The following is a 24,381-nucleotide window of genomic DNA, read 5'->3' on the forward strand; positions in this document are numbered from 1 at the left end:
ATGACAGGCCTGAGTCGCGAATCGGATTCCCAGTATTTGCGCGCGACGCTCGTTGGTCTCGGCCTGCTCCTTGTTCTGCGGATCGGCTTTCTCGCGCTGGCACCGCTGAACCTCTATGCTGACGAAGCGCAATACTGGCGCTGGGGCGAGACGCTGGACTGGGGCTATTATTCCAAACCGCCCATGATCGCCTGGGTGATCCATGCGGTGACATCCGTGTTTGGCAATGATGAATGGGCCGTGCGGCTGGCGGCGCCCTTCCTGCACACGATCGGCGCGCTGTTCCTCTTCCTGCTCGGCCGCGCAATGTATGACGCGCGCACCGGCATGATGGCCGCCTTCGGCTATGCGCTGATGCCAGCCGTGATCCTGTCATCTGCTGTTATATCAACTGATGGCGTGTTGATGCCGTTCTGGTGCGCGGGCCTCTATGCCTTCTGGCGTCTGCGCAGCGGCGACGGTGGCTGGGCCAGCGCGGCGGGCCTCGGTGTTGCGCTCGGTGCGGGCTTCCTGTCGAAGTATGCGATGGTCTATTTCCTGATCGGGATCGGCCTGACGCTGCTGCTGGACCGCGATACGCGCAAGGCACTGCTTTCCGGGCGCGGGCTGATCGCCGTCCTGGTCGCTGGCGCCATCTTCGCGCCGCATATGGCCTGGAATGCCGCCAATGATTTCAAAACGGTCAGCCACACGGTGGACAATGCCAATCTTGGTGGAGACCTGTTCCACCCGGAACATGCGGTCGATTTCCTTGTCGACCAGATGGGCGTGTTCGGGCCGGTCAGCCTGATTTCGCTGATCTTCGGCCTGTTCGTGATGCGCGGTTCGGATGCGGGCCTGATGGGCCGCGACCGCTGGCTACTCTGCTTCGTCGTACCGGTCCTTGTCATTATCCTTGTGCAGGCCGTCCTGTCGCGGGCCAATGCCAATTGGGCGGCGACCGCCTGGCCGGCGGCAAGCGTGCTGGTGGCGGCCTGGCTGATCCGCGCGCAGCCCAATCGCAGCCTCTGGTTCTGGATCGCCGGACTGACCTTCGTGGCCCTTCTGGCAGCGCCTGACCTTGCGCTCTGGCTGCGCCTGCTGATCGGCAGCGCGGTTGCGGGCGGGATGATCGCCTATGGCCATTTTCAGGCCTATCGCCCGGCGGGGCTTCTGTGGACCAGCCTCGTGGCGCATGCTCTGATGGCGGCCTTCTTCATGACTATCGCGCTGATCCCTGCCCACATGTCGACCGAACTCGGCTTCGACAATGCGCAGAAGCGCACGCGCGGATGGGAGACGGCAGCGGCCGAAGTGTTCCGTCAGGCAGATGAGCTTGGAGCCACGTCCGTGCTGGTCGACGAGCGCGAGGTCTGGCACGGACTGGACTATTATGCACGCGACCGCGAGTTGCCCCTCCTCTCCTGGCGACGCTATGGCGTGCCGAAGAGTTTTTCCGAATCCGAGGCGCTTGTTGCGCCGCTGGATGAGACCGTGCTGGTCGTGTCCCTGCATCCGGCGATGCGCCCCATGCTGCGCAGCGACTTCCAGGTTTTTGAATCAGTGGGAGAGATCGAGATTCCACTCGGCACGCGCCGCAATGGCTGCCCGATCACACGGCGGTTTCATCTCTATGAGGCATCAGGCTTCGCACCCGAGCGTCATGACGAAGTATGGGAGGCGCGCCACAAGGGACAGTCGGAATTTCAGGCATCGCCCTGCCCGGCCCTGAAAGATCAGTGAGTAGCGGCGCTTTCGCCCCAGAGTTCCTTGACCCGGCCATCCCGCCCGCAGGACGCCCGATAGTATCGGTACTTGATCGGGTTCTTGATATAGTAATTCTGGTGATAGTCCTCGGCTGGCCAGAACGTGTCGGCGCTGATCACCTGTGTCACCACCGGGGCCGGCAAGACACCTGACGCTTCGACAGCCGCGATATCGGCCTCTGCAATGGTGCGCTCTTCCGGGTTCGCCACGAAAATGGCGGTGCGGTAGCTATCACCCTTGTCGCAGAACTGACCGTCAGCGTCAGTCGGATCGACATGGTGCAGGAAGTAGGACACGAGATAGTCATAAGTCACCACATCGGGGTCGTAGGTAACCTTCACCGCCTCATAATGGCCGGTGTCCTCACCGCTGACCTGCTTGTAGGTCGGCTTGGCGACATGCCCGCCTGTATAGCCGGAAATTGTATCGATGACGCCGTCCACCTTGTCGAAATCGGATTCGACACACCAGAAGCAGCCACCGGCAAAAACAGCAGACGCCAAGCGCTTGGACTCGTCATGTGTCGGCGTATCCTCAGCGCCCGCACTTGAGAAGAAGGCAAGGCCGGTTGCGGCAAGGCCGGCAACAATCGCAACAACGGGGGCAGAACGGGCACGCATGACACACTCACTATTCATCAGGACGGCGACAATACGCGCCGCTTGACCTCACATATGGGAAAATCCCCGCTGACGAAAAGACAGCAATCGCATACCTGACAGAATTGTGTTGAGCCCGTGTTGCCAGCCGGTGTCGAAATTGCGGCAATGCCGTGTTCTCAGGCAGGCCCGGTCAGGACACGCACACGTACACGGCTGGAGCGACCTGCTGAATCGACTGCAGTGACTGTATAGAATCCCTCGCGCGTCGGCGACCAGACCGGCGCACCGGCGTCGTCGGTCTCGCAGGGGGCTCCATCGACATACCAGGACAGCTTGCCGTCACCTCGACCTGCCAGGACAAAGCCACGGGCCGGGTCCCCATCAACACTTCCGGCCCACAATTCGGCGTCACGAGGCGGAAACAGGATTTGCGGCGGCGCGGCGGCGGCAAAGTCACGCATGGCACCCTTGGACCGCATGCGCTTTTCAGATGTCAGTCGGCCGCGCGTCTCGCCCGTATCGCGCAAATGATGGGCCGCCCTGTCAGCAATTTCGAACAGGACCGGCAAGGCCGCATCACCGCCGGTCACCCCCGGCCGCGGCGCCCCATCGGCCCGGCCAACCCAGACGACAATCGCCAGATTTCCCGCGACTCCGGCCGCCCAAGCATCACGATAGCCATAGGATGTGCCGGTCTTGAAAGCGATCTGAGGGGCATTTTCCGTGAGGCGTCCCGGCACGCGGCCTTCCGGCGTCGGACCATTCTGCAGGATGCGAATGATCTCGTCGGCGCTCGCCTTTCCGATCATGCGCCGTCCCGGACGCTCAAGGGACGCGGCCTCTTCATCCTCCCGCCATACCAGCGGCTTGGCGATGCCCTTGTCGCCTAGCGCCGCATAAAGCACCGCCAGTTCGCGTGCCGTCAGGCCCGCCCCGCCGAGCGCAATCGCGAGACCTGCATCATGGCTGGCTGAACCGGCAATGCGGGGGCTTGCCCCGGCAAGCGCCAGCTGGGCGGCGAAACGCTCCGGCCCGACCTTGTCGAGCATCATCACGGCCGGCACGTTCAGCGAGTGCTGCAAGGCATCGGACACGCGCACATCCCCCCGGAACATGCGGTCGAAATTCTCCGGCTGGTAGGCGGCAAACCGCTTCGGCAGGTCCGATATCAGCGTGTCGGAAGCCGCCGTGCCGTCGTCAAACGCCATCGCATATATAAAGGGTTTCAGCGTCGAGCCCGGAGAGCGGGCCTGCGCCGTCAGGTCCAGCCATCCGCCCGGCCGGTCGCGCGAGGCAGAGCCCGCGATCGCCCGCACGGCGCGTGTCGGAATATGCACGACCAGCGCTGAGACCTGCACCTCGGCCCCTGCCAGCTCCGCCTGCGTCAGCGCGATCCGCTCCACTTCGGCCTGCAGGCCTGCGTCCAGCGTGGCCCGCACATCGCCGCGTGGCCCGCTGGCCAGCGCCTTGGCCGTGCCATGCCAGGCCCGGTCCGGGAAATCGCGCCGGCGGCCGGGCACACCGGAGGCGGCCACATCTGCCACGTCCGCCTCGGAAAACACGCCGTAATTCGACAGCTTTTGCGCCACCCAGTTGCGGGCCCTGGCCGCCTGTTCGGGGCGGCGGTCTGGCCGACGCGCCTCGGGCGATTGCGGCAGCGCGATCAGCAGGGCGATCTCGTCATCCGACAGACGGTCCGCTTCGTGCCCGAAATAGCTCCAGCTCGCCGCGCGCACACCTTCGAGATTGCCGCCATAGGGCGTCAGCGTCAGGTAGAGTGCGAGGATGTCATCCTTGCTGAGGCGGCGCTCGATCTGGTGCGCCCGGACGATCTCGATCAGCTTCGACCCGATATTGCGATCGCGCGGTTCCAGCATGCGGGCCGTCTGCATCGTTATCGTGGAGCCGCCGGATACGACACGGCCCGAGAGGGCCGAGTCCACGGCGGCCCGCACCATGCCCAGCCAGTCGGTGCCATTATGCTGGCGGAAGCGTTTGTCCTCGACGCGGATCAGCGCCTCGATGAATTCGGGATCGATCCGGTCGAGATCGCCATGGAAACGCCAGCGGCCATCATCGGTCGGGAAGGCGCGCAGGGGCTTTCCGGCCCGGTCAGTGACCAGGGCCGAAATATCCCCTGCCCGCTCCAGCGGTGGCGGCAGCAAGGCGTCCAGCGCGAAGGCCGCACCCACCAGAAGGGCAAAGGCGGCAAGGAGACGCCCGGCCGGACCCATTGGCCTACTTGCCTCCTGCCGTCGTTCCGGGCGCACCCACCACGGTCACGCGGCCCGCTTTCGAGCGCGCATAGACTCCGGGGCGATACATGTCCTCGGCAACGACTCCCGGCATTGCGAACGATCCTGGTGTGACGGCCCGAACGACATAGGCCAGCGTCACCGGTTCGCCATAGACATCGACGGCAGCAACGAAGCGATCGTCCTGCGCCTGCTGTGTCTGTGCGTAGGCAATCTCGCCCAGGAAGCCGAACGCGCCCGATGAACCTCCCTGAAGGCGGCCATCCGCCGGCCGCAACACGGTCTCGATCTCGAAGCCGGCTGGCAACAGGTCGGCAACAATCACGGGGTTCAGGCGGCGCTCAAGCGGCGTGACGGACACCCGCACGACCAGCTGGTCGCCCTGGTCGACACGGGAAAGATCCACCCGTCCGCCCGTTATCGTGAAGAAGGCCTTGTCGGTCTGCAGCTTCGATGAAGCGGCAGGCGGGGCCTTTTCCGGTGCACCCGTCACCAGCACAGTGCGGAACATCGGCGCCTTGCCCTCCAGCTTGAATTCGACGCCAGAGGCAACCTGCTCTTCCGAGATCAGGTATTGGCGCTCGTTGTCATTGCCGCGGCCAAGACCCTCGACCATCAGACGGAACGCGTTCTCGCCCTTGTTGAAGTCATTCACCGCCAGAAGGATAAAGGCCTTCTCCTGTGTCGTCATTTCGTCCGCTTCCGGCACATCCTTGCCAAGCCGCTCAGCAAGGCGGGCCACGAGCTGTGTCATGTCGACTTCACTGGCCAACCCCATCACGCCGGCGAGGTCGCGCAGCGGCGTCTGGTAATAGTCGCCGCTATTCTGGTAGCCGAGGGCTTTCTCGGCCGATTCAAAGGCCGATGTTGCCCGTGAACGGTCACCCAGATAGGCAAGGCCGGCACCGATATGGGCGCGCGCCAGGGGGCTGTTGATCTTCGACAGATCGCGGTCGTGCAGGTAGCGCAGGCGGGAAATGTCGGCCTCGCCTGACTTGGCCAGCACATAGAGCGAATAGGCCGATGCGCGATACATCATCTGCTCGGTCGTATCACTCGAATACCGGCTCTCATAAACGTCCGTATCGTAACCATAGATGCGCCACTGGTCGCCGGTCGACACGGCGCGCAGGGCGCCATAGGCCCGGTCCAGCGCCTCATCAGGCACGTTGTAGCCGGCGGCCTTGGCGCGGTAGATGAAGTCTGTCGTATAAGCACCGAGCCATGGCGAGGCATTGCCGTCGCCTTCGCGCCAGAGGCCGAACGCGCCTTCAGATCCCTGACGGTTCAGGATCGTGTTGACCGCAGTCTGCACCCGGTCACGTGCATCGTCGCGGGATCCGCGCGCGCCCATGGCAACCAGCTGTTCGGAATAGAGCAGAGGCATGGCCCTGCTGACCGTCTGTTCGGTGCAGCCATAGGGATAGCGGTCGAGCGAGGCATAGAGCGTGGCCGGATCGACCGGAATGCTCGAGAAGCCGACCGTGACATCCACCGATCCCGGCACATAACCGGCAAGCAGTTTCGGATCGACCGAATATTGCTGGCCCGGCTGCATCAGCGCGCTCGTCGAGCGGGTTTCCGGCAAATAGGGCGAGCGGGTCTGGATATCGTAAGTGTGCGCCACCTCATAATTGTCGGGACCTGACACGGCGATGCGCACCTTCGAGATGCCCTCGGACTCTGCTTCGACACGCACCGGCACATCCGAGCGTTTGCCCGTCTGAACCGAGCGGGTCAGGCGGCTTTCGGCCACCGTGATCGGACCCGCCGCGGAAATCTGCGCGGTAAATTCGCCGGACGGCAATTCGACATTGTCGATGCTCGCCGTGAGGAAGGCTTCATCACCCGGCGCCATGAAACGCGGCAGGATCAGATCGGACGGCGCCGGGTCGCGAACCGTCATCTTCGCTTCACCCTTGCCAAGGCCGGTCTTCGACCAGGCCACGGCCATGATGCGCAGCTCGCCATTGAAGTCAGGCAGGTCGAAACGCACCTTTGCCTTGCCAGAGCGGCCGACCTCGACGAGGCCGGAATACAGCGCTACGGACTTGACTGGCACGACTGTCAGGCCTTCGCCGCCAAGCTGGTCACCGCCGGTGCGCACTTCAGCCGGCAGGCCCATATTGGGGTCAAGCAGACGTCCATAATCGTCATAGAGTTCAACCCCGAGCGCCTTCTGGCCGTAATAATAGGCAACCGGGTCGGGACTCTTGAACTTGGTGAGCTGGAGGATGCCTTCATCGACAGCCGCGAGTGTCAGGAAGACAGGTTCACGCGGGCCTCCCCCGAAATCAATCTCGATCACCTGCTCGCCACGCGGACGCGCGACTTTCGGTGCCGAGACTTTCAGATCGATTGTCCTTGCGCCCATATCGACCGGCACATGGGCGACACCAACAGCGCGGCGCGGCTTGGCCTGCAGGATCGGGTCGCGCGCCGTATAGACGTTGACCATGACATAGGCGCCTTCGCCCCAGGCATCGGAAACGGGCAGCGTCACGCGTGTGCCGCTGGACGTGACATTAATATTCTGGACCGACAGGACCTTGTCAGTGGCAACGACGATCTGGGCCTGGCCGTCATAGGGCGGGACAATCGTGATCTCGGCTGTCTGGCCGGGGCTTGGCGCCTTTTCAGGACCCATCACACGCACGCGGTCGGGCGCTTCGACGCCATCATCCGACACGCGGCCACCCCAGCCGACATAGAAGTCATCGCTGGCAGCGGCGCCAACATTGACGCCTTCGGCTTCGACAACCAGTTCATGGCTGCCCCATTCCAGGCCGCCGACCTTGATCTCGGCCGTTGCGCCCGTCGTGGTGGAGACCACACCCTCATTGACCTTGGTGACGGTGCGCGACCGGCGCCAGCGCCATTCGTCGCCATCGCGGTACCAGTCATAGTGATAGTCGATGGCCAGCATCTTCCATGCGAGGCGCTGCGCCACCGCGGCACCATCGGAATTTACGGCCACGACCTGAAAGACCGAGTCGCCGCCCTCTTCGACGGACTCCTCGAAGCCGGGCTTGAGGCCGATATAGAGGTTTTCCGGGCGATACGGGACCCGCACGCTATCGGTCACCGCGCGGCCACCGGGCTCCAGAACGCTAACCACAGTATTGATGCGCAGCGGCCGTCCCGCATTGCTGCCGGCATTGCCCGGCGCGACGCGAACCGTTGCAGCTCCCGCCCCGTCCGTCGTCTGGTCAGGCAGTTCTATGATCCTTTCCTCGAAAGCGGCATCATGGCGGCCGAAGGCAAAGCCCTCAAGGGCCGGGAACGGATTGGGCTGCGGCTCAAGCCGCGCCTCGGCCTTGACTGTCAGGCCGGCACCCGGGGCGCCATAGAGGAAGCGCGAAGCGACCGCGATCTCACGCGTTCCGCCCAGTTTCATCGCCGTCTTGTCATCTGTCTTGAGGTCGACCGCGATACGCTGGGGCACAAAATCCTCGACCGCAAATGTCACAGCACCGGACGTATCGGTCAGACCGTCGACTTCAAGAGCGGCGCGCCACTGGCCGCGCGACGCGCCTTTGGGCAGGCTGAAACTTTTCACGACAGCGCCGGAATCAGGATCGTCGAAACGGATCTTCTCGGCGACGAGGCCGTTCGGGCGATAGATCACGAGATTGCCGGTCCGGTCGTCAACCTGGCGTCCGGCACGATCGCGTAACAGGGCGGAGATGTTCACCGTTTCACCGGGACGGTAGATGCCGCGATCAGTATAGACATAGGCATCCACAAGGCCAGGTGTGCGCCGGCCGCCGGTGACATGTTCGGACAGGTCGACCGGTGCGCGTGTCAGGTCCAGCGCGGCCAGTTCGCCCTTGGCGCTGAACGCGAGCACCATTTTGGGCGCCATATTGCCGGCCCCATTTGTCAGCGGCTTGTCGAATGCGACGCGGCCCTGCTCATTGCTGCGGGTCTCGGCCAGTATCTCGTTGCTCATCGCGACCAGCTGCACGGTCGTATCGGGAACGGGCTTGCCGTCCTGCAGCGAGCGCAGGGTGATGTCGAGCCCGTTCTCGCCTTCATAAGCCGTGATCGCGAGATCGGTCAGCATGATCCAGCGTGAAGAGGATGCGGGCGGGCCTTGCTGCGGGTCCAGCTTGGCGGCATCGGAGATGCGGACATAATAGGCACCCGGCTCCATCGTGGCGATCACGTCCTGAAGCGGGAAGACAGACACGATTGGCGCGTTCTGTTCGGCCGGAATGTCCATCGTGCCGGACCAGATTTCCTCTTCCACATCGCTCGGGCTGTCATTGCCCCAGGAATAGGAATAGCGGCCCTGTCCGGTCGTCTCGCCGCTCGTGATGCTCTTGAAGGCCAGGGCGCGGTCATTCACGCGCGATACGCTGATATTCACCTTCTCGACGTTCACTGTCTCGATTGGCAGGCCGTCAGCATCTTCGCGCGGCAGGATCACACCTGCGCCCTTGAAGCCGACATAAGGCGGACGGTCGGCAAAATCGATCGGCACGGATTCTTCGCGCTTCAGCGTGCGCCCGTCTGCTGCCGGCAGGCCGGACAGGATCGTAGCTGAACGGCTGGTGCCAAAGGTCAGACCGCCAATGCACAACTCGCGTCCCTCAACGCTGAGCGCAGGCCGGAAGGCAGGGCGGAAGTCGACATAGGGCGAGTAATCGGTCTCAGGATCAAGCGCGGCCGAAAAGACCAGGCAGGCCAGTGGCTGCTCACTGCTGGTGTCAATGCGGTACCGGAAATAGGAGAACTCCTGTTCCTGGGCTGCAAGAGCCTTCTGGCGGCGCTGCTCGCGCTGACGCGCAGCAACCTGGTCCTTGGGCGCGCGCTGGACTACTTCACCTGCCGGACTGACCGTCGTATCGGACGCCTTGTCCTTGTCGCCCCCCCCACAGGCAGCAACCAGACTGAACAGGATGGCTGCGGCGGCGATCCGAAACTTGCCCCGGGTGCCCGTGATGAACTGCGACATGAACCTCTCCTGTATTTTCTGTTGATATCCATACACCGCTTGGGTGCGTCGCCAACAGGGCGTGAATGGGTCAATTCAAAGGAATGTTGCGGTTTCGTCATGGCGCGTCCGCGCCGGCATGGCCGACAGCCGTCTTGCCAGCCAGCACATTGCACCCGATGTAGGCAGGCATGTGGGCCTGGCGCATCCTTGGAATGTTTGCATTCGCGCTCGGCGCGATCGGCCTTGCGCTGCCGATCTGGCCAACCACGATTTTCTGGATCGTCGCAGCCCTTGCCTTTGCCCGGTCCAATCCCGAATGGGCTCAATGGATCTATGCCCGGCCCGCCATCGGCCAGCCGATCCGGGATTTTGCCGAATCCGGCCGCATGGGCATGCGCAGCAAACTCGCCGCCCTGTCAGGCATGGCACTCGCTGCGGCCGGCACGATCTTCCTGTTCTGGCATACGCCCTGGACCATGGCGATCAGCCTCGGTCTGCTGGCGGTCGGCGCCGTGTTCGTGATCAGCCGGCATCCGCCCTTTGCCGACCCGACTGAACCGCCTACAGATGTGAGGCTGAAGCAAAAGGGAGACTGACGCAGATGGATCTGGATCTGAAGGACAAGGTCATATTCGTGGCGGGTGCCAGCCGGGGCATCGGCCTTGGCATTGTTGAAGCCTGCCTCGCCGAAGGCGCCCGGGTCGCCATCGCCGCGCGCGGCGGCGAAGCGCTGGAGGAACAGCGTGCACGCCTTGCCGGGCAATATGGGGGCGACAAGGTGTGGGCCCGTGCCGGAGACCTGCGCGACAGCAAGACGATCAATTCCATGATCGATGCCATCGAGACCGAATTCGGCCCGCTTTGGGGTGCGGTCGCCAATGTCGGCCTGCACCCCTGCCCGCCCGGGTTCGAGGTGGACGACGAGACCTGGGATGGCGGCATCAGCCAGAATCTCGATTCCGCATTCAAGCTCGCGCGCGCAGCCTTGCGCAGCATGACACCGCGCGGCGAGGGCTCTGTCCTGATGATCACCTCGATTGCCGGGCTTGGCGCGCTGGGCACTCCCCTTACCTATGGCACGTCCAAGGCGGCCATGAACCATCTGGCCAAGGAGCTCGCCCGCGTCTCCGGCCCGTCAGGCGTCCGCGTCAATGCCATTGCGCCCGGCAATATCATCTTTCCCGGCGGTGACTGGGAAACCCGTTCGCAGGGTGAACGCGGCGGCGCGTGGATGAAATGGATCAAGCGCGAAGTGCCGCTCAACCGATTCGGGCGGCCCGACGAAATCGGCTCGGCGGCAGCCTACCTGCTCAGCCCTCTGGCAAGCTTCGTGACGGGCGCCGTGCTGCCGGTTGATGGCGGGCAGACGCGCTAGGCACCTTGCAGAAGCGTAACTGTGTTCCCCTGCAACGTTTGCAGGACCCACGCATTGTTCAGGTACAGGACTTTTCCTGCAGCGGCGCAGGCCGGTCTGGCCTGCCGACGCGCCAGAACACGAAGCAAGGAGACACCTATGACCCAACGCGCTCAAGGACGAAAACTCGCGATCCTCGCAGCCGACGGATTCGAAGAAGTGGAACTCACCTCGCCCCGGGAAGCCATCGAAAATGCGGGCGGCGAAGCATCCATTGTTTCGATAACTCACGGCACGATTCAGGCCAACAAGCACCGTGAACACGGCGCCACGTTCAAGGTCGACCTGACGCTGGATGATGCCAGGGCGGAAGATTTCGACGCCCTGCTCATCCCCGGCGGCCTGTTCAGCCCGGACACCTTGCGCACCAATCAGAAGGCCCTGGACTTCGCGTCAGACTTTTTCCGCCAGAAGAAGCCGGTCTTCTCGATCTGCCACGGACCGCAGGTCCTCATTTCGGCCAATCTCGTGAATGGCCGCGAAATGACAGGCTTTGAGGCGATCCAGCAGGACCTCAAGAATGCAGGCGCCCGCGTACTCGACCAGTCGGTTGTCGTTGATGCCGGCCTCGTCACGTCACGTTCGCCTGATGACCTTGGAGACTTCAATGCCAAGATTGTCGAGGAGATCTGCGAAGGCAAGCATGCCGACCAGCGCCAGTCTGTAACTGCATAAACGGACAACGTCGCTCCGAAAGGAGTGAAGCGTAGCGTAGGAAAAGCGCTCTCCCTCGGGAGGGCGCTTTTTCTCGCGCTGACCTAGCTGCCAATCAGCGTGGTCGTGCGCCGCGGGCCCTTTTCCATTTCGGCATGCCCGGCCGCCTCAAGGCCCATTGCACTCATCAGTGCGCTGTCCTCGTCGGCATCCGGATTGTCGGTCGTCAGCAGGCGGTCCCCGACAAAGATCGAGTTCGCCCCGGCCAGCAGGCACATGGCCTGGCCTTCTTCGGTCATGCCCTCACGTCCCGCAGACAGGCGCACCCAGCTTTTCGGGAACACGATCCGGCAAACGGCAATCGCGCGCGCCATTTCCAGCACGCTGACTGCCGGGCTGTTACCGAGCGGCGTGCCCGGAATCGGCACCAGCATGTTGATCGGCACGCTTTCAGGGTGCGGCGTCAGTTTTGCGAGTTCATGGATGAGACCGATCCGGTCGGCCCGGCTCTCACCCATACCGAGAATACCGCCGCAGCAGAGCTTCAGCCCTGCGCCACGCGCCCTGCCCAGCGTTTCCAGCCGGTCATCATAGGTGCGCGTTGAGACCACACGCCCATAATATTCAGGCGAGGTGTCGAGATTGTGATTGTAATAATCAAGCCCGGCACCGGCCAGCGCCTCGGCCTGGCCCGCTTCCAGCATGCCGAGCGTGACGCAGGTTTCGAGGCCCTCGGCCTTCACCGCCCCGATCATCGCCACCACTTTCGGCAGGTCGCGATCCTTCAGGCTGCGCCAGGCCGCGCCCATGCAGAACCGGTCAGCGCCATTCTCCTTCGCGCGGCGGGCCGCCTCCACGACTTCGCCCAGCGGCATCAGCTTGGAGGCATCGAGCCCGGTATCGAAATGCGCCGACTGGCTGCAATAGCCGCAATCCTCGGCGCAGCCGCCGGTCTTGATCGAGAGCAACTGGGATCTCTGAACTTTTCCGTCCGGCCAGTTCTGTCGTTTCACGTCCAGCGCCTGTCCGATCAGCGTGTCGAGCGGGCCTTCGTACAGGGCTTCGATCTCGTCGCGGGTCCAGTCATGGCGCGGCTGTGTCTGTATCATGTGGAGCAAATCCTCGAAGGAAGGGAAACCGGGTCGGGGGTTTGCTAGCCGTCATCCTGCAGCGGATCAAGCTTGCGCGCCGTGCCCCGCCTGCGGCATAGGCCAGCCATGCCCGCTGCACCTCCTTCCCCCAGCTTTGATGCCATCGTGCTTGGCGCCGGTGCAGCTGGCCTCTTCTGCGCGAGCCGGATCGGGCAGAACGGCCATCGCGTCCTCGTGCTGGATCATGCGGCAAAGCCTGCCGAAAAGGTGCGCATATCCGGCGGCGGACGATGTAATTTCACCAATATCCACACCGCGCCGGACAGGTTCATTTCGGAAAACCCGCATTTTGCCAAGTCAGCACTTGCCCGCTACACACCGCAGGACTTTCTCGATCTCCTCGCGCGCCACCAGATCACCTGGCACGAGAAGACCCTTGGCCAGCTCTTCTGCGACCAGAAATCCGGCGCGATCATCCAGATGCTGCTGGACGAACTGGAGGCAGGTGGCGGCGAGCTGCGACTCGGCACCGAAATCAAGGCCGTCAGTCATGCCGACGGCCTGTTCTCGGTCGACACATCGGCCGGTCTGGTCACGGCGCCGAGACTTGTCGTTGCCACGGGAGGGCTGTCGATCCCGAAAATGGGTGCCACCGGCCTTGCCTATGACATTGCCCGCCAGTTCGGCCATGACATCATCCCCACCCGTGCGGCGCTGGTGCCTTTCGTGTTCACCGGCGCAGACCACGAGGATTTCGCCTCGATTTCCGGCGTTGCCTGTGATGCGCGGGTGTCGACCGGGCGCACCAGTTTTGACGAGGCGATGCTGTTCACCCATCGCGGCCTGTCCGGTCCGGCCATCCTGCAGGTCTCGTCCTATTGGTCACCCGGCGAGCCTGTGACGCTCCGCCTCCTGCCCGATACCGACATTGCGGAGGCCCTGAAGGCCGCCAAGCGCGACCGGCCCATGCAGATGCTGGGGGCCGCGCTTGAGGGCCTGTTCGCCAAGCGGCTGGCCGAGCTTATCCTCGCCCGTACCCACACAATACCCACCAACCGCCTCGCCGACACCTCACACGCCACACTCGACACCCTCGCGAGCACCCTCACCGAATGGGTCGTGCGCCCTGCCGGCACCGAGGGTTGGCGCACGGCCGAGGTGACCGCCGGCGGTGTGGATACGGCCAGCCTGTCATCGCGCACCATGGAAAGCCGCCATGTTGCCGGACTCTATTTCATCGGCGAATGCGTCGATGTAACGGGCTGGCTCGGCGGCTATAATTTTCAGTGGGCGTGGGCGAGCGCTGCTGCTGCGGCGACCGGTGCTGCGGTGTCATGAAACCGATGCAACACACTGCTTGACGCAACGGCGCGCTGGCGTCATTCGGTGGCCCATGCGCCCGCCTGAAAAGACCGCCAGCCAGCCTGCCCGGAGGACACTTCTCCTCGGCGGCGGCCTGCTGGCCGCCGTGCTCGTCATCTTTATCCTCGGCAAACTTGGCGTCCTTCCCCGCGCAGAAACCCTCAACGCCTGGATGGAAGCCGTCGCAGGCAGCCCCTGGGGCCTGCCCGCCCTGATCCTTGTCTTCTGCGTCGCCGCCTTTCTCGGCGTCCCGCAATTCGCCTTGATCGCTGCAGCCGTTGCCCTGTTCGGGCCCTGGCTCGGCTTTGCCTATGCCTGGATCGCCAACATGTTTTCCGGGTCGCTGACATTCTGGGTCGGGCGGCTTGCAGGCGAACAGGCCTTCCGGCGCTATGCCGGGGCAACGGCCAACCGGCTCGCCGCCTTTGTCGGCCGCAACGCAATGGCGACCAGCGCGCTGGTGCGCAATGTGCCAACGGGTCCCTTCATCATGGTCAACATGGCCTTTGGCGTCAGCACGGCCAAGTACCGGGATTTCGCAATCGGCATGGCCGTCGGCATCCTGCCCAAGCTGGCGCTGATCGCCTTTGCCGGCCAGAGCCTGTTTGCCGCGCTCAAGGGCAATCCCGGTATCGCAATCCTTGCCGCTTTCATCGCCGCCGCGATTTACGCGGCCATAGCCCTTTACGCCCGCACACGTCTCGCACCGAAGGGGCAATCTGTTCCCCTGATCAGCGATCCTCCGGTTGACAAGGGGGCGAAACAGGATGATTAAAGGCGTCATGTGGAAGAATTTGCCCCTCAGCCTCCTGCTTACCGGCCCCTGGCCGGTGCCGTCTGCCTGATCAGAGGCAGTCGCGCGGCCAGGGGAATGCATTCGCCCCCCTATTGACAAGCAGAGCCGCAAATAATGACCACCAATCCTCATATCCGAATTTTCGACACGACCCTGCGTGACGGCGAACAATCGCCGGGCGCGTCCATGACCCATGCTGAAAAGCTCGAACTCGCGAGCCTGATGGAAGATATGGGCGTCGATGTCATCGAAGCCGGTTTTCCCGCCGCATCCGATGGCGACTTCGCCGCCGTCAGCGCCATCGCAGCGCAATCGAAAAGCGCTATCATCTGCGGGCTTGCCCGCTCAACGCCTGGCGATATCGACCGCTGCGCCGAAGCCGTCAAACAGGCCGCCCGCCCGCGCATTCACACCTTCATCTCCACCAGCCCGGTCCACATGAAGCACAAGCTGAAAATGGGGCCGAACGCCGTGCTGGAAGCTGTCGGCCGCTCTGTGGCCCAGGCCCGCAACCATACGGACGATGTCGAATGGAGCGCCGAGGACGCCACCCGCACCGATTTCGACTTCCTGTGCAAATGTATCGATGTCGCCATCGCATCCGGCGCCACCACGATCAATGTGCCCGATACGGTTGGCTATTCCCACCCGCACGAGTATGGCGCGCTGTTCCGCCGCCTGATTGAGAACGTGCCCAATTCCGACAAGGCGATCTGGTCGGCACATTGCCACAATGACCTCGGCCTGGCCGTCGCCAACTCTATCTCGGCCGTCGCCAATGGCGCCCGCCAGATCGAATGCGCAATCAATGGTCTCGGCGAACGCGCCGGCAATGCCGCACTGGAGGAAGTCGTGATGGCGATGAAGGTCCGCGAAGACACGCTGCCCTTCTCGACCTCGGTCAATCCAGCCTACCTGTCGCGCGCATCGGCCATGGTCAGCCGCATCACTGGCTTCCCGGTCCAGTACAACAAGGCCATCGTCGGCAAGAACGCCTTCGCGCACGAAAGCGGTATTCACCAGGACGGCATGCTGAAAAATGCCGAGACCTATGAGATCATGAAGCCTGAAGATGTCGGCGTAGCGAAAACCTCGCTGGTCATGGGCAAGCTTTCCGGCCGTCACGCCTTCCGCGACAAGCTGGAAAGCATGGGCTATTTCCTCGAAGGCGATGCGCTGAACGATGCCTTCAAGCGATTCAAGGCTCTGGCCGACAAGAAGAAACATGTCTTCGACGATGACATCATCGTTCTGGTCGACGATCAGCTGGCCGCAGAAGGCGAGCGCATCGTGTTCAAGCGCCTGCGCGTTGTATGCGGCACGGACGGGCCCCAGACAGCCGAAATCGACCTGACAGTGGATGGCGAGGAAAAGTACGCCATTGCACGCGGCAATGGCCCGGTTGATGCCGTGTTCAATGCCATCCGCGAGATCGTCCAGCACAATGCCACACTGGACCTCTACCAGGTCCACGCGGTGACGGGCGGCACGGATGCGCAGGCGACCGTGTCTGTACGGCTGAACGGCGAAGGCATCATGACCACGGGGCGCTCATCCGATCCGGATACGCTGGTGGCCAGTGCCAAGGCCTATCTCCACGCGGTGAACAAGCTCGAGGCCCGAAAGGCCAAGCGCAAGGCAGCCTAGGGAACCATCCCGCCCCTCATGCGATTCAGGTGTTCAGATATCCTGGATCGCGTTAGGAAGCGGGCATGGCCAAGGTAAACAATCTGGAATCGCTCCTCGCGAGCCTGACGGAACGGACGTCGGGCGAGGACGTCACCGTGCGTGACATGCTGAACGCTGTCGGGCGGCGCTCCTATGGGCCAATTCTGCTTCTGCTCGGCTTCATCGCCATATCGCCGCTGACGATCATACCGGGCACGAGCTGGCTGGTCGCGCTGGTCATCCTGCTGATTGCCGGACAGATCCTGCTGGGGCGCACCTTTCCCTGGGTGCCGAGGCGCATCCTCGATATGTCCTTTCCCCGGGCGGCGCTGGTAAACGGTGTCGAGCAGGCCCGCAAATATGCCCGGCCCGTGGACAAGGTGCTGAAACCGCGACTCCCGTTCCTGTCGCAACCGCCCTTTATCGGTCTGGCAGCCCTCGTCTGTATTGCCGCCGCACTGGTGATGTTTCCGCTCGGGCTGATCCCGTTCGGTCCCGTCCTGCCCAGCCTGGCGGTCCTTCTTTTCGGCCTCGGCCTGACGGCGCGTGACGGCGTCTTGCTGATCGGTGCGGGATGCGGGCTCGCCGGGGCGGTATGGCTGCTGCTGCGTGTCTGGTCCGCCTTGCCCTTCGGCTGATGCGGGTGAAATTCCCGTATCAGGACAGTTGCCTTGCGCCGCTTTAACCGTGCCTGTTACATGAAACCGTGCAGAACGCGCCGGGACCGGGGAATATGACCAATCTCAGCTATTCAGAAGGACGCACCGTCGCGACACGCGTGTATCGGCGGTCAGACCGGCATTTGCCTTTCATGCCCTATGGTCTGATACCGCTTCTGGGCCTGCTCGTCGTCTTCTGGATGGGGATGGGCCCATTCGCCCGCCAGATTATCGAACAGCGGGCCATCCAGTCGGCTGAAAGTACGCTGGCGGCCAATGGTGCCGACTGGGCAAGCGCACATGTATCCGGTCAATGGGTCTGGCTCGAAGGCAAGCCGCCCTCCCGTATGGAAGGCGAGCAACTCATCGCTCTTGTAAGGGCGGCCCAGACACCCACCTGGCTTGGATCTGCGACGCCCGTGACTCGCGTCTATGCCCAGTTCGGGTCAGGCGTGGTTATGCCTTCAGCCATCCGAAAGCCGGAATGGACCTATCGCCTCTCCGATGGCGTGCTGCGGCTGGAAGGCATCGTACCGGACGAGGTCACGCGCAGCTCGCTGGTGGCCGCGGCCGAAAGCAAGATCAACCCACCCCGCCTCGCCAGCATCGCTGATGTCCTGGACGTCACCCACGTGGATGACAATCCTGAATATACCGAGGTGGCCCTGCATGCGATTGATGCCGTCAGCCGCTGTGATCGCGGTGTCGCCGTTTTCCTGAACGAAGAGTTCTCGCTGAAATGCGAACTGCCGGAATCGAGAGCCGCAGCCCTTCAGCAACATATCGCCAGCCCCCTTTCTGTCGGCCGCCTCGGAAATATCGATATCCTGCCCAATGAAGCCGTCGCGACCTGCGAGACATCGCTCGCAGACCTCCTCGGTACCGCTCACATACAATTTGCCCCCTCCAGCGCCCAAATCGATGCGCGCAGCTCATCCCTGCTGCAGTCCGTCGCTGACGCGGCAAAAGCCTGTCCCGGCACGCTGCGCATCGAGGGACATACCGACAGCATGGGCACGGCGAATGCGAATGAATTGCTCGGCGATGCCCGCGCTGAAGCGGTACGAGACGCCTTGATCGTCCGCGGCGTGCCCGCTGACCGTCTGCGGGCCGAAGGCTTTGGCGCGCGCAGGCCCATTGACGATAACAGCACAGCGGAAGGCCGCGCGCATAACCGGCGTATCGAAATTCGCGTCGTCCGTGCATCCGATTGACCCAGGCGGCCCATTCGGGCTCTTTTGGGAGTAGCGAGACAATATCATGTGGTTCCTTCTTACTCAGATCTTCCCCCTGCTGCTGCTGGCCGCCATTCTTGGCGCCGTGCTGGCCTATTGGTGGCTGAGAAACCGTCAGGAAGGCATCACCGAATCCTATGACCGCATTACAGAGCGACTGGACGCCCTCAGCACCCGGCCCGAACCCGCCGCGCGGGAAGATTATGAGGCCGGCATGGCGCTCATCTCATCGGCCGTCAGGTCGCTGCGCATGCCGGACATGGACCCGGTAAACCAGCGTCTTTCAGCCGTGGAGGCGGCCGTCTCAGGCATTGTCATGCCCGAAGCCGATCTTGCTCCGCTCCAGACCATGCTTGATGGGTTGGACACACGCCTCAACGAGATCGAACGCGCCATCACAGACTTTACGCTGCCCGAAACAGATCTCAGCCCCCTTGAGGGCAAACTTGACGGGCTGGAATCGCGCCTGTCTAACCTGGGCGCATCGGTCGCCAACCTGCGCAACACAGACCTCGCCCCGATTGACGGGCGCTTCGGAAGGCTCGAAGAATCGCTGGCAGCGATCAAACTGCCCGAAGTGGACCTCGGCCCGCTGCATAGCGGTCTCGCCCGTCTTGACCTCACCATCGCCGGACTGGACCGACCGCAAACCGATCTAGGGCCGCTCCAGACGCGGCTGTCTGAATTCGAGTCCCGCATCACCCTTCTCGGAGACCGGCTCGAAGCGGCGCAGAAGCGGGATTTCGAGAAACTGTCATCTGACATTACCGGCATTGCATCGGGCGTATCAGGTATTGAAATGCCGGACCTTGGTTCGATCTACCAAAGGCTGGTCAGCGTCGAACACGCCATTGCAAGCTTCACCATTCCCGAGCCGAATATGACACCGCTCTACGAACGGATGGCCGCGCTCGAGGAATCACTGGCGGCGGTACGTACCAACCTGCCCGGAGCGCCGGACCTGACGCTGGTGGAGCGGCGCATCGCCAGCCTGCAGGAAGCCTTTCTGACGCAAAGCCCGCCTGACCTGACACCCGTCCTGAACGCGGTCCAGGCCATCGAAGGCAATCTTGATCTGGAAGCGATGGAAAACCGGCTGAACGCCATCGAATACGGGCTGGCCGCAATCCACCACACGCTGCGGGCCCGGCCGGATTCCGCAGCTGCCCGCGCCGAACGCGAACCACGCGCCCGCGCTGAAGCAACCGCCCGTCCGCCCGCCACTGAACGGCGTGCTCCAGCCCCTGCCACCCTCTCACCCCCACCCCCGCGCGACCTTGACCCCATCAATGCCGCCCGCCGGGAGGATGACGAGGCGAACCTGCTGGTCGAAGCCGCCTTCGGCGACGCGGACGATCTTGAACGGATTAATGGCGTCGGCCCTATGCTGTGCGAATTGCTGCACGAAATCGGCGTGTTCTATTTCTGGCAGGTCGCCGAGTGGAGCGCGCAGGACGTGGACTGGGTCGATGACAAGCTGATGCATTTCAAGGGCCGGATCCAGCGCGACAAATGGGTGAGTCAGGCGCAGCAGCTCGCCGCCCTGCCGGGATCCGCCAGACGTCCGGGATCCTGATCAGCTTTCCGCCTGAGCGCCGGTCTCGACCGACAATTCCTGAAATTGCGCTTCGGCCCGCACGCGCGGCAGCGCCTCAGGATGCTCGGCCTGCAGCCAGGCGATCATGTGTTCGCGAATATGACAACGAAGGTCCCAGGCCTCTGGTGAATTGCGCGCGCTGGCCAGCGCCCGGATCGTCAATGTCGCATTGTCGCGCGTCTCGGTGACCTGCAGATTGACAACATCCCCATCCCAAAGGGGTGTACGCCTGCAAATTTCGGTCAGCTTCTCGCGCATGGCCTCAATCGGCGCGGTATAGTCGACATACCAGAACACGCTGCCAATGATGGAGGCGGTTTGCCGGGTCCAGTTCTGGAATGGCCTGTCAGTAAAATAGGACACCGGCACGATGAGTCGGCGCCAGTCCCATATCTTCACGACGACATAGAACAGGCCGATCTCTTCAATCCAGCCCCATTCCCCTTCGATCACCACGGCATCCTTGATCCGGATCGGCTGTGTGAAGGCGATCTGCAGGCCCGCAATCAGGTTACTGAGCAGCGGCCGTGCCGCAATGCCGAGCGCGAGGCCTGCAATCCCGGCCGATGCAAACAGGCTGACGCCAATCTGCCTGACACCCGGAATGACGGTGAAGGCGGCCGCCAGCGTGACAATCGCGCCGAGCACCACCCAGACACGGCGTGTCACATCCAGGCGTGTGGCAAGCTTGCGGGCCGTCAGATCGTCTGGCTGGTCCATTTTGAGATTGGCCAGGCGGCGCTTGGTGAGGCCATCAACAAAGGTCGTAATCGCCCAGCCGATTGCACAGACGACAAGCACACGCGTCAGCACGGCCAGCGGGTCAAGCAAGTTGTCGGGTAGCGCAAATCTGGCAGGCAGAAAATGAGGTCCGGCACCGCAGGTCAGCGCGCCAAGCGCCAGTAGCACCGGCGGACGAAATCGTCTTATCCAGCGGATTCGAAGGCGAAGTGAGTCATTTGAAGCGATATGTCTGTCCTTTTGCAGGCTGAATGCCGGGGATGATGCTGTTGGCCTCAACTCACCGGGTCAACCCGCGCAGGCTCTGCAGGTTCCCAAAATCGCAGCCTGATAACACTTGCCCGCTTGGCGCACAGATATTGGGCAATCGCTGAGCGCCCCCGGCTTGACACAGGCTTCAAGTCCGGCGACCCCAACAGCGTGAAAACAGACACGTCCCTCCCCCCCGTGCGGGGCAAGATCCTGCAAAACGCCAGCCTCGCGCCCTATACATGGTTTCGGGTGGGCGGCCCGGCCGACTGGTTGTTCCTGCCGGCAGATGCGGAGGATTTATCCCTGTTCCTTCGCGAGCTCGATCCGGCCGTTCCGGTAACCACGCTGGGCGTCGGATCGAACCTGATTGTGCGCGATGGCGGCGTCGAAGGCGTTACCATCCGGCTGATGGGCAAATATTGGGGAGATGTTGCTGCGGTCAACGCAACCACCCTGTCGGTCGGGGCCGGTGCACTCGATCTCGCGGTCGCCAAAGCGGCTGCGGCCAACGGCATGCGCGGCCTCGAATTCCTGTCCGGCATTCCCGGCTCAATTGGCGGGGCCACCCGCACCAATGCCGGGTGCTATGGACGCGAGTTGAAGGACGTCCTGAACAAGCTCGAAGGCATCACACGCGCAGGTGAACCGGTCGTCTACCAGGGTGAGGTGGCTGACTACGGGCTTCCAACCGTGAAGATGGACTATCGTCATTCCGAATTGCCGGAGGACTTCATCGTCACCCGCCTTCTCCTCTCAGGCGACGACATCGACGATCCGGCCGCGATCCTGGCCGACATTGAAACCCTTCAGGCACGCCGGGCCGAGACGCAGCCCATTCGTGACAAGACGTCAGGCTCAACCTTTGCTAATCCCGACCCGCCCGGAACCCCCGATCAACGGTCAGCCTGGAAGGTCATTGACGCCGCCGGATGCCGCGGCCTGCGTGTCGGCGGCGCGCAGGTTTCGGAAAAGCACTGCAACTTCCTGATCAATACAGGCAATGCCACGGCGGCTGACCTCGAAGCTCTCGGCGAACTTGTTCGTGCCCGTGTATTCGATCACAGCGGCATTCACCTGCGGTGGGAAGTGCGCCGGATCGGTCGGCTCCAGCTTCCCGCCTGATGCGGGCTAGAAAGTGCCGTTCAGTTCGAACGTGACGATCGGTCCGAAATGGCGGGTTCGGGATTCAGACAGTATGATCGGGCCGAGGCGGTTGGGCTCGTATAAGTCCCGGCTCAACCAGTCACGCTGGTCAAGGATATTACCCAGCACCAGTTTCCCCGTCAGGCCCATCAGGTCCTTGTGCTCGACATAGGCATACGAGAAGGGTGGCTGGCTGCCCGAATGCAGGCGCTGGTCGAGCGTATATTCAGGATTCCCATTGTACGATTCCAGATAGACCCCAACGGCCCAGTCCGTCGTCGGAATATCGCGCCGTAACTCCGCATTGAAATGGTAGATGTTGCTGCCACTAATCGGCCGGTCGATACCGGTCAGGGGGTCCTCGACACGGGAATTGCGCCACTCACCGCTGAAGGTCAGCTCGGTTCCTGACAGTCCAAGCCTCGCGAGTCTGAATGTTGCGTCCAGGTCGGCACCGACACGCCAGGCTGAGTCGATATTGCCCGGGCCATCACCGGTTCCGATCGGAATCCTGTCCACGATGTCTTCAATGTCAGATCCGAACACGGTCAGCGTCGCAGCACCCCAATCCTTCAGGTCTTTCTCTGCCGTGATGCTCAGCTTCCAGGCCTGCTCGGGCACGATCTCGGAATTGCCTTCACTGCCATTCCCCTGATTAAGGTTCACCGAGGAAATAAAGTCGAAGAAATCGAGCTGGCCGACTTCCCGGTCCAGCCTCGTGACGAGTTGAAGCGTTGGATCAACCTGCCAGGACAGGCTGGCAAATCCCTTCGGGCGGGTGAAAGTGCGCAGGTTCTCTGCATCGCCCGTCTGGGACAGTTCCGACATTTCCGCGCCCAGTGAAACCTGCAGGTTGAGGCTCGGTGAGAGCACACGGCCGTGCGTCACGGACAGCTCTCCGCGTTGCTCCTCCACACGCGAGTTGGCATTCGGCAAGACCTCCTCAGCGAGCGGATCACCCCCTTTCGAGCGGAGTAAGGACGATTGCGCATCGAGAAAATTGAAGGCGCCTTCGAGCGATACTTGCCAGTCGCGTCCCTCCGTCGGCACCCACGCATATTCGCCGCGGAGAATGTATTCGCCTTCCTCAACGGTCTGCTGGAACACCGATTCTGAAATACCCGTGCCATCCAGGTTTCCGCGCAGGACATGGTCGACGGTCGGGCTGTCTTCGCGGCGGACAAGGGCGATTGCCTTAAGGCGTCCCGGTCCGAATCCGCGTTCATAATCGGCGCCGATCTCGGCCTGTGTTTCATCTTCAGAGCCCTGAAACAGGCGGCGCCCGGCTATGCCCCCCACAGGGAACAGTTTTGACACTTCCTTGTCTTCGGGCTGGTAGGCCGCAAACCTGGCGCTGAGATTTGCGACAGAGCCATCGTCCGGACTCCATGCGAGCGATCCGGCCAGCGATGCGGCTTCCGCATCATAGGTGTAATCTTCTTTCCGCGTTTCAATCACTTTGCCTGAACCATCGGCAATCCGTTCCGGCCCGGCACTGGCACCGCGCTCGGGATCGCTCTCGGCTTCAATCGCCCAGCTCAGCGCACCTTTCTGGCCTGAGACCGTCACGCCGAAATCATTGTAGGTCGGGCGCAGATTTTCCCGGCTGCGCACTTTCCAATGCCAGTTGCCCGAAACGCCTGCGGAATCCCTGGTCGTCACATTGACAACCTGTCCGGACAGTCCGGGGATCCCCAGCGCCGTGCCGTCCAGCACTTCAATCGTGTCGACATTGATCGTAAGAATGCGTCCAAGAACTGCCTTGGCGTCATTCGATTTGCCCGAAACCCGCTGCCCGTTGATCAGGACATTGCCCGTTGCCTGGCCGAACCCGCGTGAGTCGCTGTCGCCGCTATCAATGGAAAAGCCGGGAATGCGCTGCACGATTTCGAGCGCCGTACGCGGGGCGAACTGCACAAAATCCGCCGCTGAATAGACCGTTTTGTCGATTGTGCTGTTCGCGACTGCCAGATCGGCAGCATACGCGTTCGGCGCCATGAGGGCCGCAATCACGCTTGTATACAGTGGCGTACGGTGTTTCATCTGGCTGTTTCCTCACGACACATTATTCTTCTGGAAAACAACGGGGCTCACCGTCACCTTCATCGTCTATCGATATGAGTCGACTACACATGTAGTCATTCACTGGCAATGTCTGTTTAGTGACTTTTTCGTAACTTGAAGTGGATCATGATCGGGTTTCGCCTGACTCGTGCCGCTTTCG

Annotated in this window: 17 protein-coding genes; 11 read left to right on the forward strand and 6 right to left on the reverse strand. The window is 62.6% G+C overall.

Going from position 1 to position 24,381, the window contains the following annotated elements; translation table 11 throughout:
- A complete protein-coding gene (locus ACQ66M_RS05000) occupies positions 1–1,722 on the forward strand; it encodes an ArnT family glycosyltransferase (RefSeq protein ID WP_430402304.1) in 1,722 nt (573 codons plus the stop codon).
- Here ACQ66M_RS05000 and msrA read toward each other — a convergent pair.
- From msrA to ACQ66M_RS05015, 3 genes are all read right to left on the reverse strand, one after another.
- A complete protein-coding gene (msrA, locus tag ACQ66M_RS05005) occupies positions 1,716–2,366 on the reverse strand; it encodes a peptide-methionine (S)-S-oxide reductase MsrA (RefSeq protein WP_430402307.1) in 651 nt (216 codons plus the stop codon). The genes ACQ66M_RS05000 and msrA overlap by 7 nt on opposite strands.
- A gap of 158 nt (positions 2,367–2,524) precedes the next feature.
- Positions 2,525–4,582: a penicillin-binding protein 1C gene (gene pbpC / locus ACQ66M_RS05010; RefSeq protein WP_430402309.1), complete on the reverse strand. Its 2,058-nt coding sequence runs from the start codon at positions 4,580–4,582 to the stop codon at positions 2,525–2,527.
- A 4-nt stretch (positions 4,583–4,586) separates the two neighbouring features.
- Positions 4,587–9,563 (reverse strand): alpha-2-macroglobulin family protein, encoded by a 4,977-nt coding sequence (locus ACQ66M_RS05015; RefSeq protein ID WP_430402311.1) that lies wholly within the window; start codon positions 9,561–9,563, stop codon positions 4,587–4,589.
- Between the two features lie 194 nt (positions 9,564–9,757).
- Between ACQ66M_RS05015 and ACQ66M_RS05020 the strand changes: the two genes are divergently transcribed.
- From ACQ66M_RS05020 to ACQ66M_RS05030, 3 genes are all read left to right on the forward strand, one after another.
- On the forward strand, positions 9,758–10,141 hold the full coding sequence (locus ACQ66M_RS05020) for a YbaN family protein (protein WP_430402313.1): 384 nt from the start codon (positions 9,758–9,760) through the stop codon (positions 10,139–10,141).
- 5 nt (positions 10,142–10,146) lie between these two features.
- Positions 10,147–10,920, forward strand: a complete 774-nt coding sequence (locus ACQ66M_RS05025; protein ID WP_430402315.1) for an SDR family NAD(P)-dependent oxidoreductase — start codon at positions 10,147–10,149, stop codon at positions 10,918–10,920.
- A 138-nt stretch (positions 10,921–11,058) separates the two neighbouring features.
- Positions 11,059–11,634, forward strand: a complete 576-nt coding sequence (locus tag ACQ66M_RS05030; RefSeq protein ID WP_430402317.1) for a type 1 glutamine amidotransferase domain-containing protein — start codon at positions 11,059–11,061, stop codon at positions 11,632–11,634.
- Positions 11,635–11,717: 83 nt separating this feature from the next.
- On the opposite strand, the gene bioB is transcribed toward ACQ66M_RS05030, so the two are convergent.
- On the reverse strand, positions 11,718–12,722 hold the full coding sequence (bioB, locus tag ACQ66M_RS05035) for a biotin synthase BioB (RefSeq protein ID WP_350174580.1): 1,005 nt from the start codon (positions 12,720–12,722) through the stop codon (positions 11,718–11,720).
- Between the two features lie 108 nt (positions 12,723–12,830).
- On the opposite strand from bioB, the gene ACQ66M_RS05040 reads away from it, so the two are divergent.
- The 6 genes from ACQ66M_RS05040 (at position 12,831) to ACQ66M_RS05065 (ending at position 20,000) form a co-directional block, all read left to right on the forward strand.
- Positions 12,831–14,042, forward strand: a complete 1,212-nt coding sequence (locus ACQ66M_RS05040; RefSeq protein ID WP_430402319.1) for an NAD(P)/FAD-dependent oxidoreductase — start codon at positions 12,831–12,833, stop codon at positions 14,040–14,042.
- 55 nt (positions 14,043–14,097) lie between these two features.
- Complete coding sequence (locus ACQ66M_RS05045; RefSeq protein ID WP_350174584.1) at positions 14,098–14,841, forward strand: TVP38/TMEM64 family protein; 744 nt, start codon at positions 14,098–14,100, stop codon at positions 14,839–14,841.
- A 135-nt stretch (positions 14,842–14,976) separates the two neighbouring features.
- Complete coding sequence (locus tag ACQ66M_RS05050) at positions 14,977–16,509, forward strand: 2-isopropylmalate synthase (protein WP_350174586.1); 1,533 nt, start codon at positions 14,977–14,979, stop codon at positions 16,507–16,509.
- A 65-nt stretch (positions 16,510–16,574) separates the two neighbouring features.
- Positions 16,575–17,168: an exopolysaccharide biosynthesis protein gene (locus ACQ66M_RS05055; protein WP_350174588.1), complete on the forward strand. Its 594-nt coding sequence runs from the start codon at positions 16,575–16,577 to the stop codon at positions 17,166–17,168.
- A 95-nt stretch (positions 17,169–17,263) separates the two neighbouring features.
- On the forward strand, positions 17,264–18,403 hold the full coding sequence (locus tag ACQ66M_RS05060; protein ID WP_430402321.1) for an OmpA family protein: 1,140 nt from the start codon (positions 17,264–17,266) through the stop codon (positions 18,401–18,403).
- A 46-nt stretch (positions 18,404–18,449) separates the two neighbouring features.
- The gene (locus ACQ66M_RS05065) at positions 18,450–20,000 is read left to right on the forward strand and encodes a hypothetical protein (protein WP_430402323.1); all 1,551 of its coding nucleotides are present in this window, start codon (positions 18,450–18,452) and stop codon (positions 19,998–20,000) included.
- Here the strand turns inward: ACQ66M_RS05065 and ACQ66M_RS05070 are convergent, their stop codons facing one another.
- The gene (locus ACQ66M_RS05070) at positions 20,001–20,852 is read right to left on the reverse strand and encodes a mechanosensitive ion channel family protein (RefSeq protein ID WP_430402325.1); all 852 of its coding nucleotides are present in this window, start codon (positions 20,850–20,852) and stop codon (positions 20,001–20,003) included.
- Positions 20,853–21,182: 330 nt separating this feature from the next.
- Between ACQ66M_RS05070 and murB the strand changes: the two genes are divergently transcribed.
- On the forward strand, positions 21,183–22,136 hold the full coding sequence (gene murB, locus ACQ66M_RS05075; protein ID WP_350174596.1) for a UDP-N-acetylmuramate dehydrogenase: 954 nt from the start codon (positions 21,183–21,185) through the stop codon (positions 22,134–22,136).
- 6 nt (positions 22,137–22,142) lie between these two features.
- On the opposite strand, the gene ACQ66M_RS05080 is transcribed toward murB, so the two are convergent.
- Positions 22,143–24,200: a TonB-dependent receptor plug domain-containing protein gene (locus ACQ66M_RS05080; RefSeq protein WP_430402327.1), complete on the reverse strand. Its 2,058-nt coding sequence runs from the start codon at positions 24,198–24,200 to the stop codon at positions 22,143–22,145.
- Positions 24,201–24,381 lie beyond the last annotated feature (181 nt).

It is taken from the genome of Hyphomonas sp. (genome assembly GCF_965284475.1).
Lineage (GTDB): Bacteria > Pseudomonadota > Alphaproteobacteria > Caulobacterales > Hyphomonadaceae > Hyphomonas.

Bases quoted from the DNA above. Each gene is read 5' to 3' on its own strand.
- ACQ66M_RS05000 (WP_430402304.1), top strand. From the start codon at position 1: ATGACAGGCCTGAGTCGCGAATCGGATTCCCAGTATTTGCGCGCGACG.
- msrA (WP_430402307.1), bottom strand. From the start codon at position 2,366: ATGCGTGCCCGTTCTGCCCCCGTTGTTGCGATTGTTGCCGGCCTTGCC.
- pbpC (WP_430402309.1), bottom strand. From the start codon at position 4,582: ATGGGTCCGGCCGGGCGTCTCCTTGCCGCCTTTGCCCTTCTGGTGGGT.
- ACQ66M_RS05015 (WP_430402311.1), bottom strand. From the start codon at position 9,563: ATGTCGCAGTTCATCACGGGCACCCGGGGCAAGTTTCGGATCGCCGCC.
- ACQ66M_RS05020 (WP_430402313.1), top strand. From the start codon at position 9,758: ATGTTTGCATTCGCGCTCGGCGCGATCGGCCTTGCGCTGCCGATCTGG.
- ACQ66M_RS05025 (WP_430402315.1), top strand. From the start codon at position 10,147: ATGGATCTGGATCTGAAGGACAAGGTCATATTCGTGGCGGGTGCCAGC.
- ACQ66M_RS05030 (WP_430402317.1), top strand. From the start codon at position 11,059: ATGACCCAACGCGCTCAAGGACGAAAACTCGCGATCCTCGCAGCCGAC.
- bioB (WP_350174580.1), bottom strand. From the start codon at position 12,722: ATGATACAGACACAGCCGCGCCATGACTGGACCCGCGACGAGATCGAA.
- ACQ66M_RS05040 (WP_430402319.1), top strand. From the start codon at position 12,831: ATGCCCGCTGCACCTCCTTCCCCCAGCTTTGATGCCATCGTGCTTGGC.
- ACQ66M_RS05045 (WP_350174584.1), top strand. From the start codon at position 14,098: ATGCGCCCGCCTGAAAAGACCGCCAGCCAGCCTGCCCGGAGGACACTT.
- ACQ66M_RS05050 (WP_350174586.1), top strand. From the start codon at position 14,977: ATGACCACCAATCCTCATATCCGAATTTTCGACACGACCCTGCGTGAC.
- ACQ66M_RS05055 (WP_350174588.1), top strand. From the start codon at position 16,575: ATGGCCAAGGTAAACAATCTGGAATCGCTCCTCGCGAGCCTGACGGAA.
- ACQ66M_RS05060 (WP_430402321.1), top strand. From the start codon at position 17,264: ATGACCAATCTCAGCTATTCAGAAGGACGCACCGTCGCGACACGCGTG.
- ACQ66M_RS05065 (WP_430402323.1), top strand. From the start codon at position 18,450: ATGTGGTTCCTTCTTACTCAGATCTTCCCCCTGCTGCTGCTGGCCGCC.
- ACQ66M_RS05080 (WP_430402327.1), bottom strand. From the start codon at position 24,200: ATGAAACACCGTACGCCACTGTATACAAGCGTGATTGCGGCCCTCATG.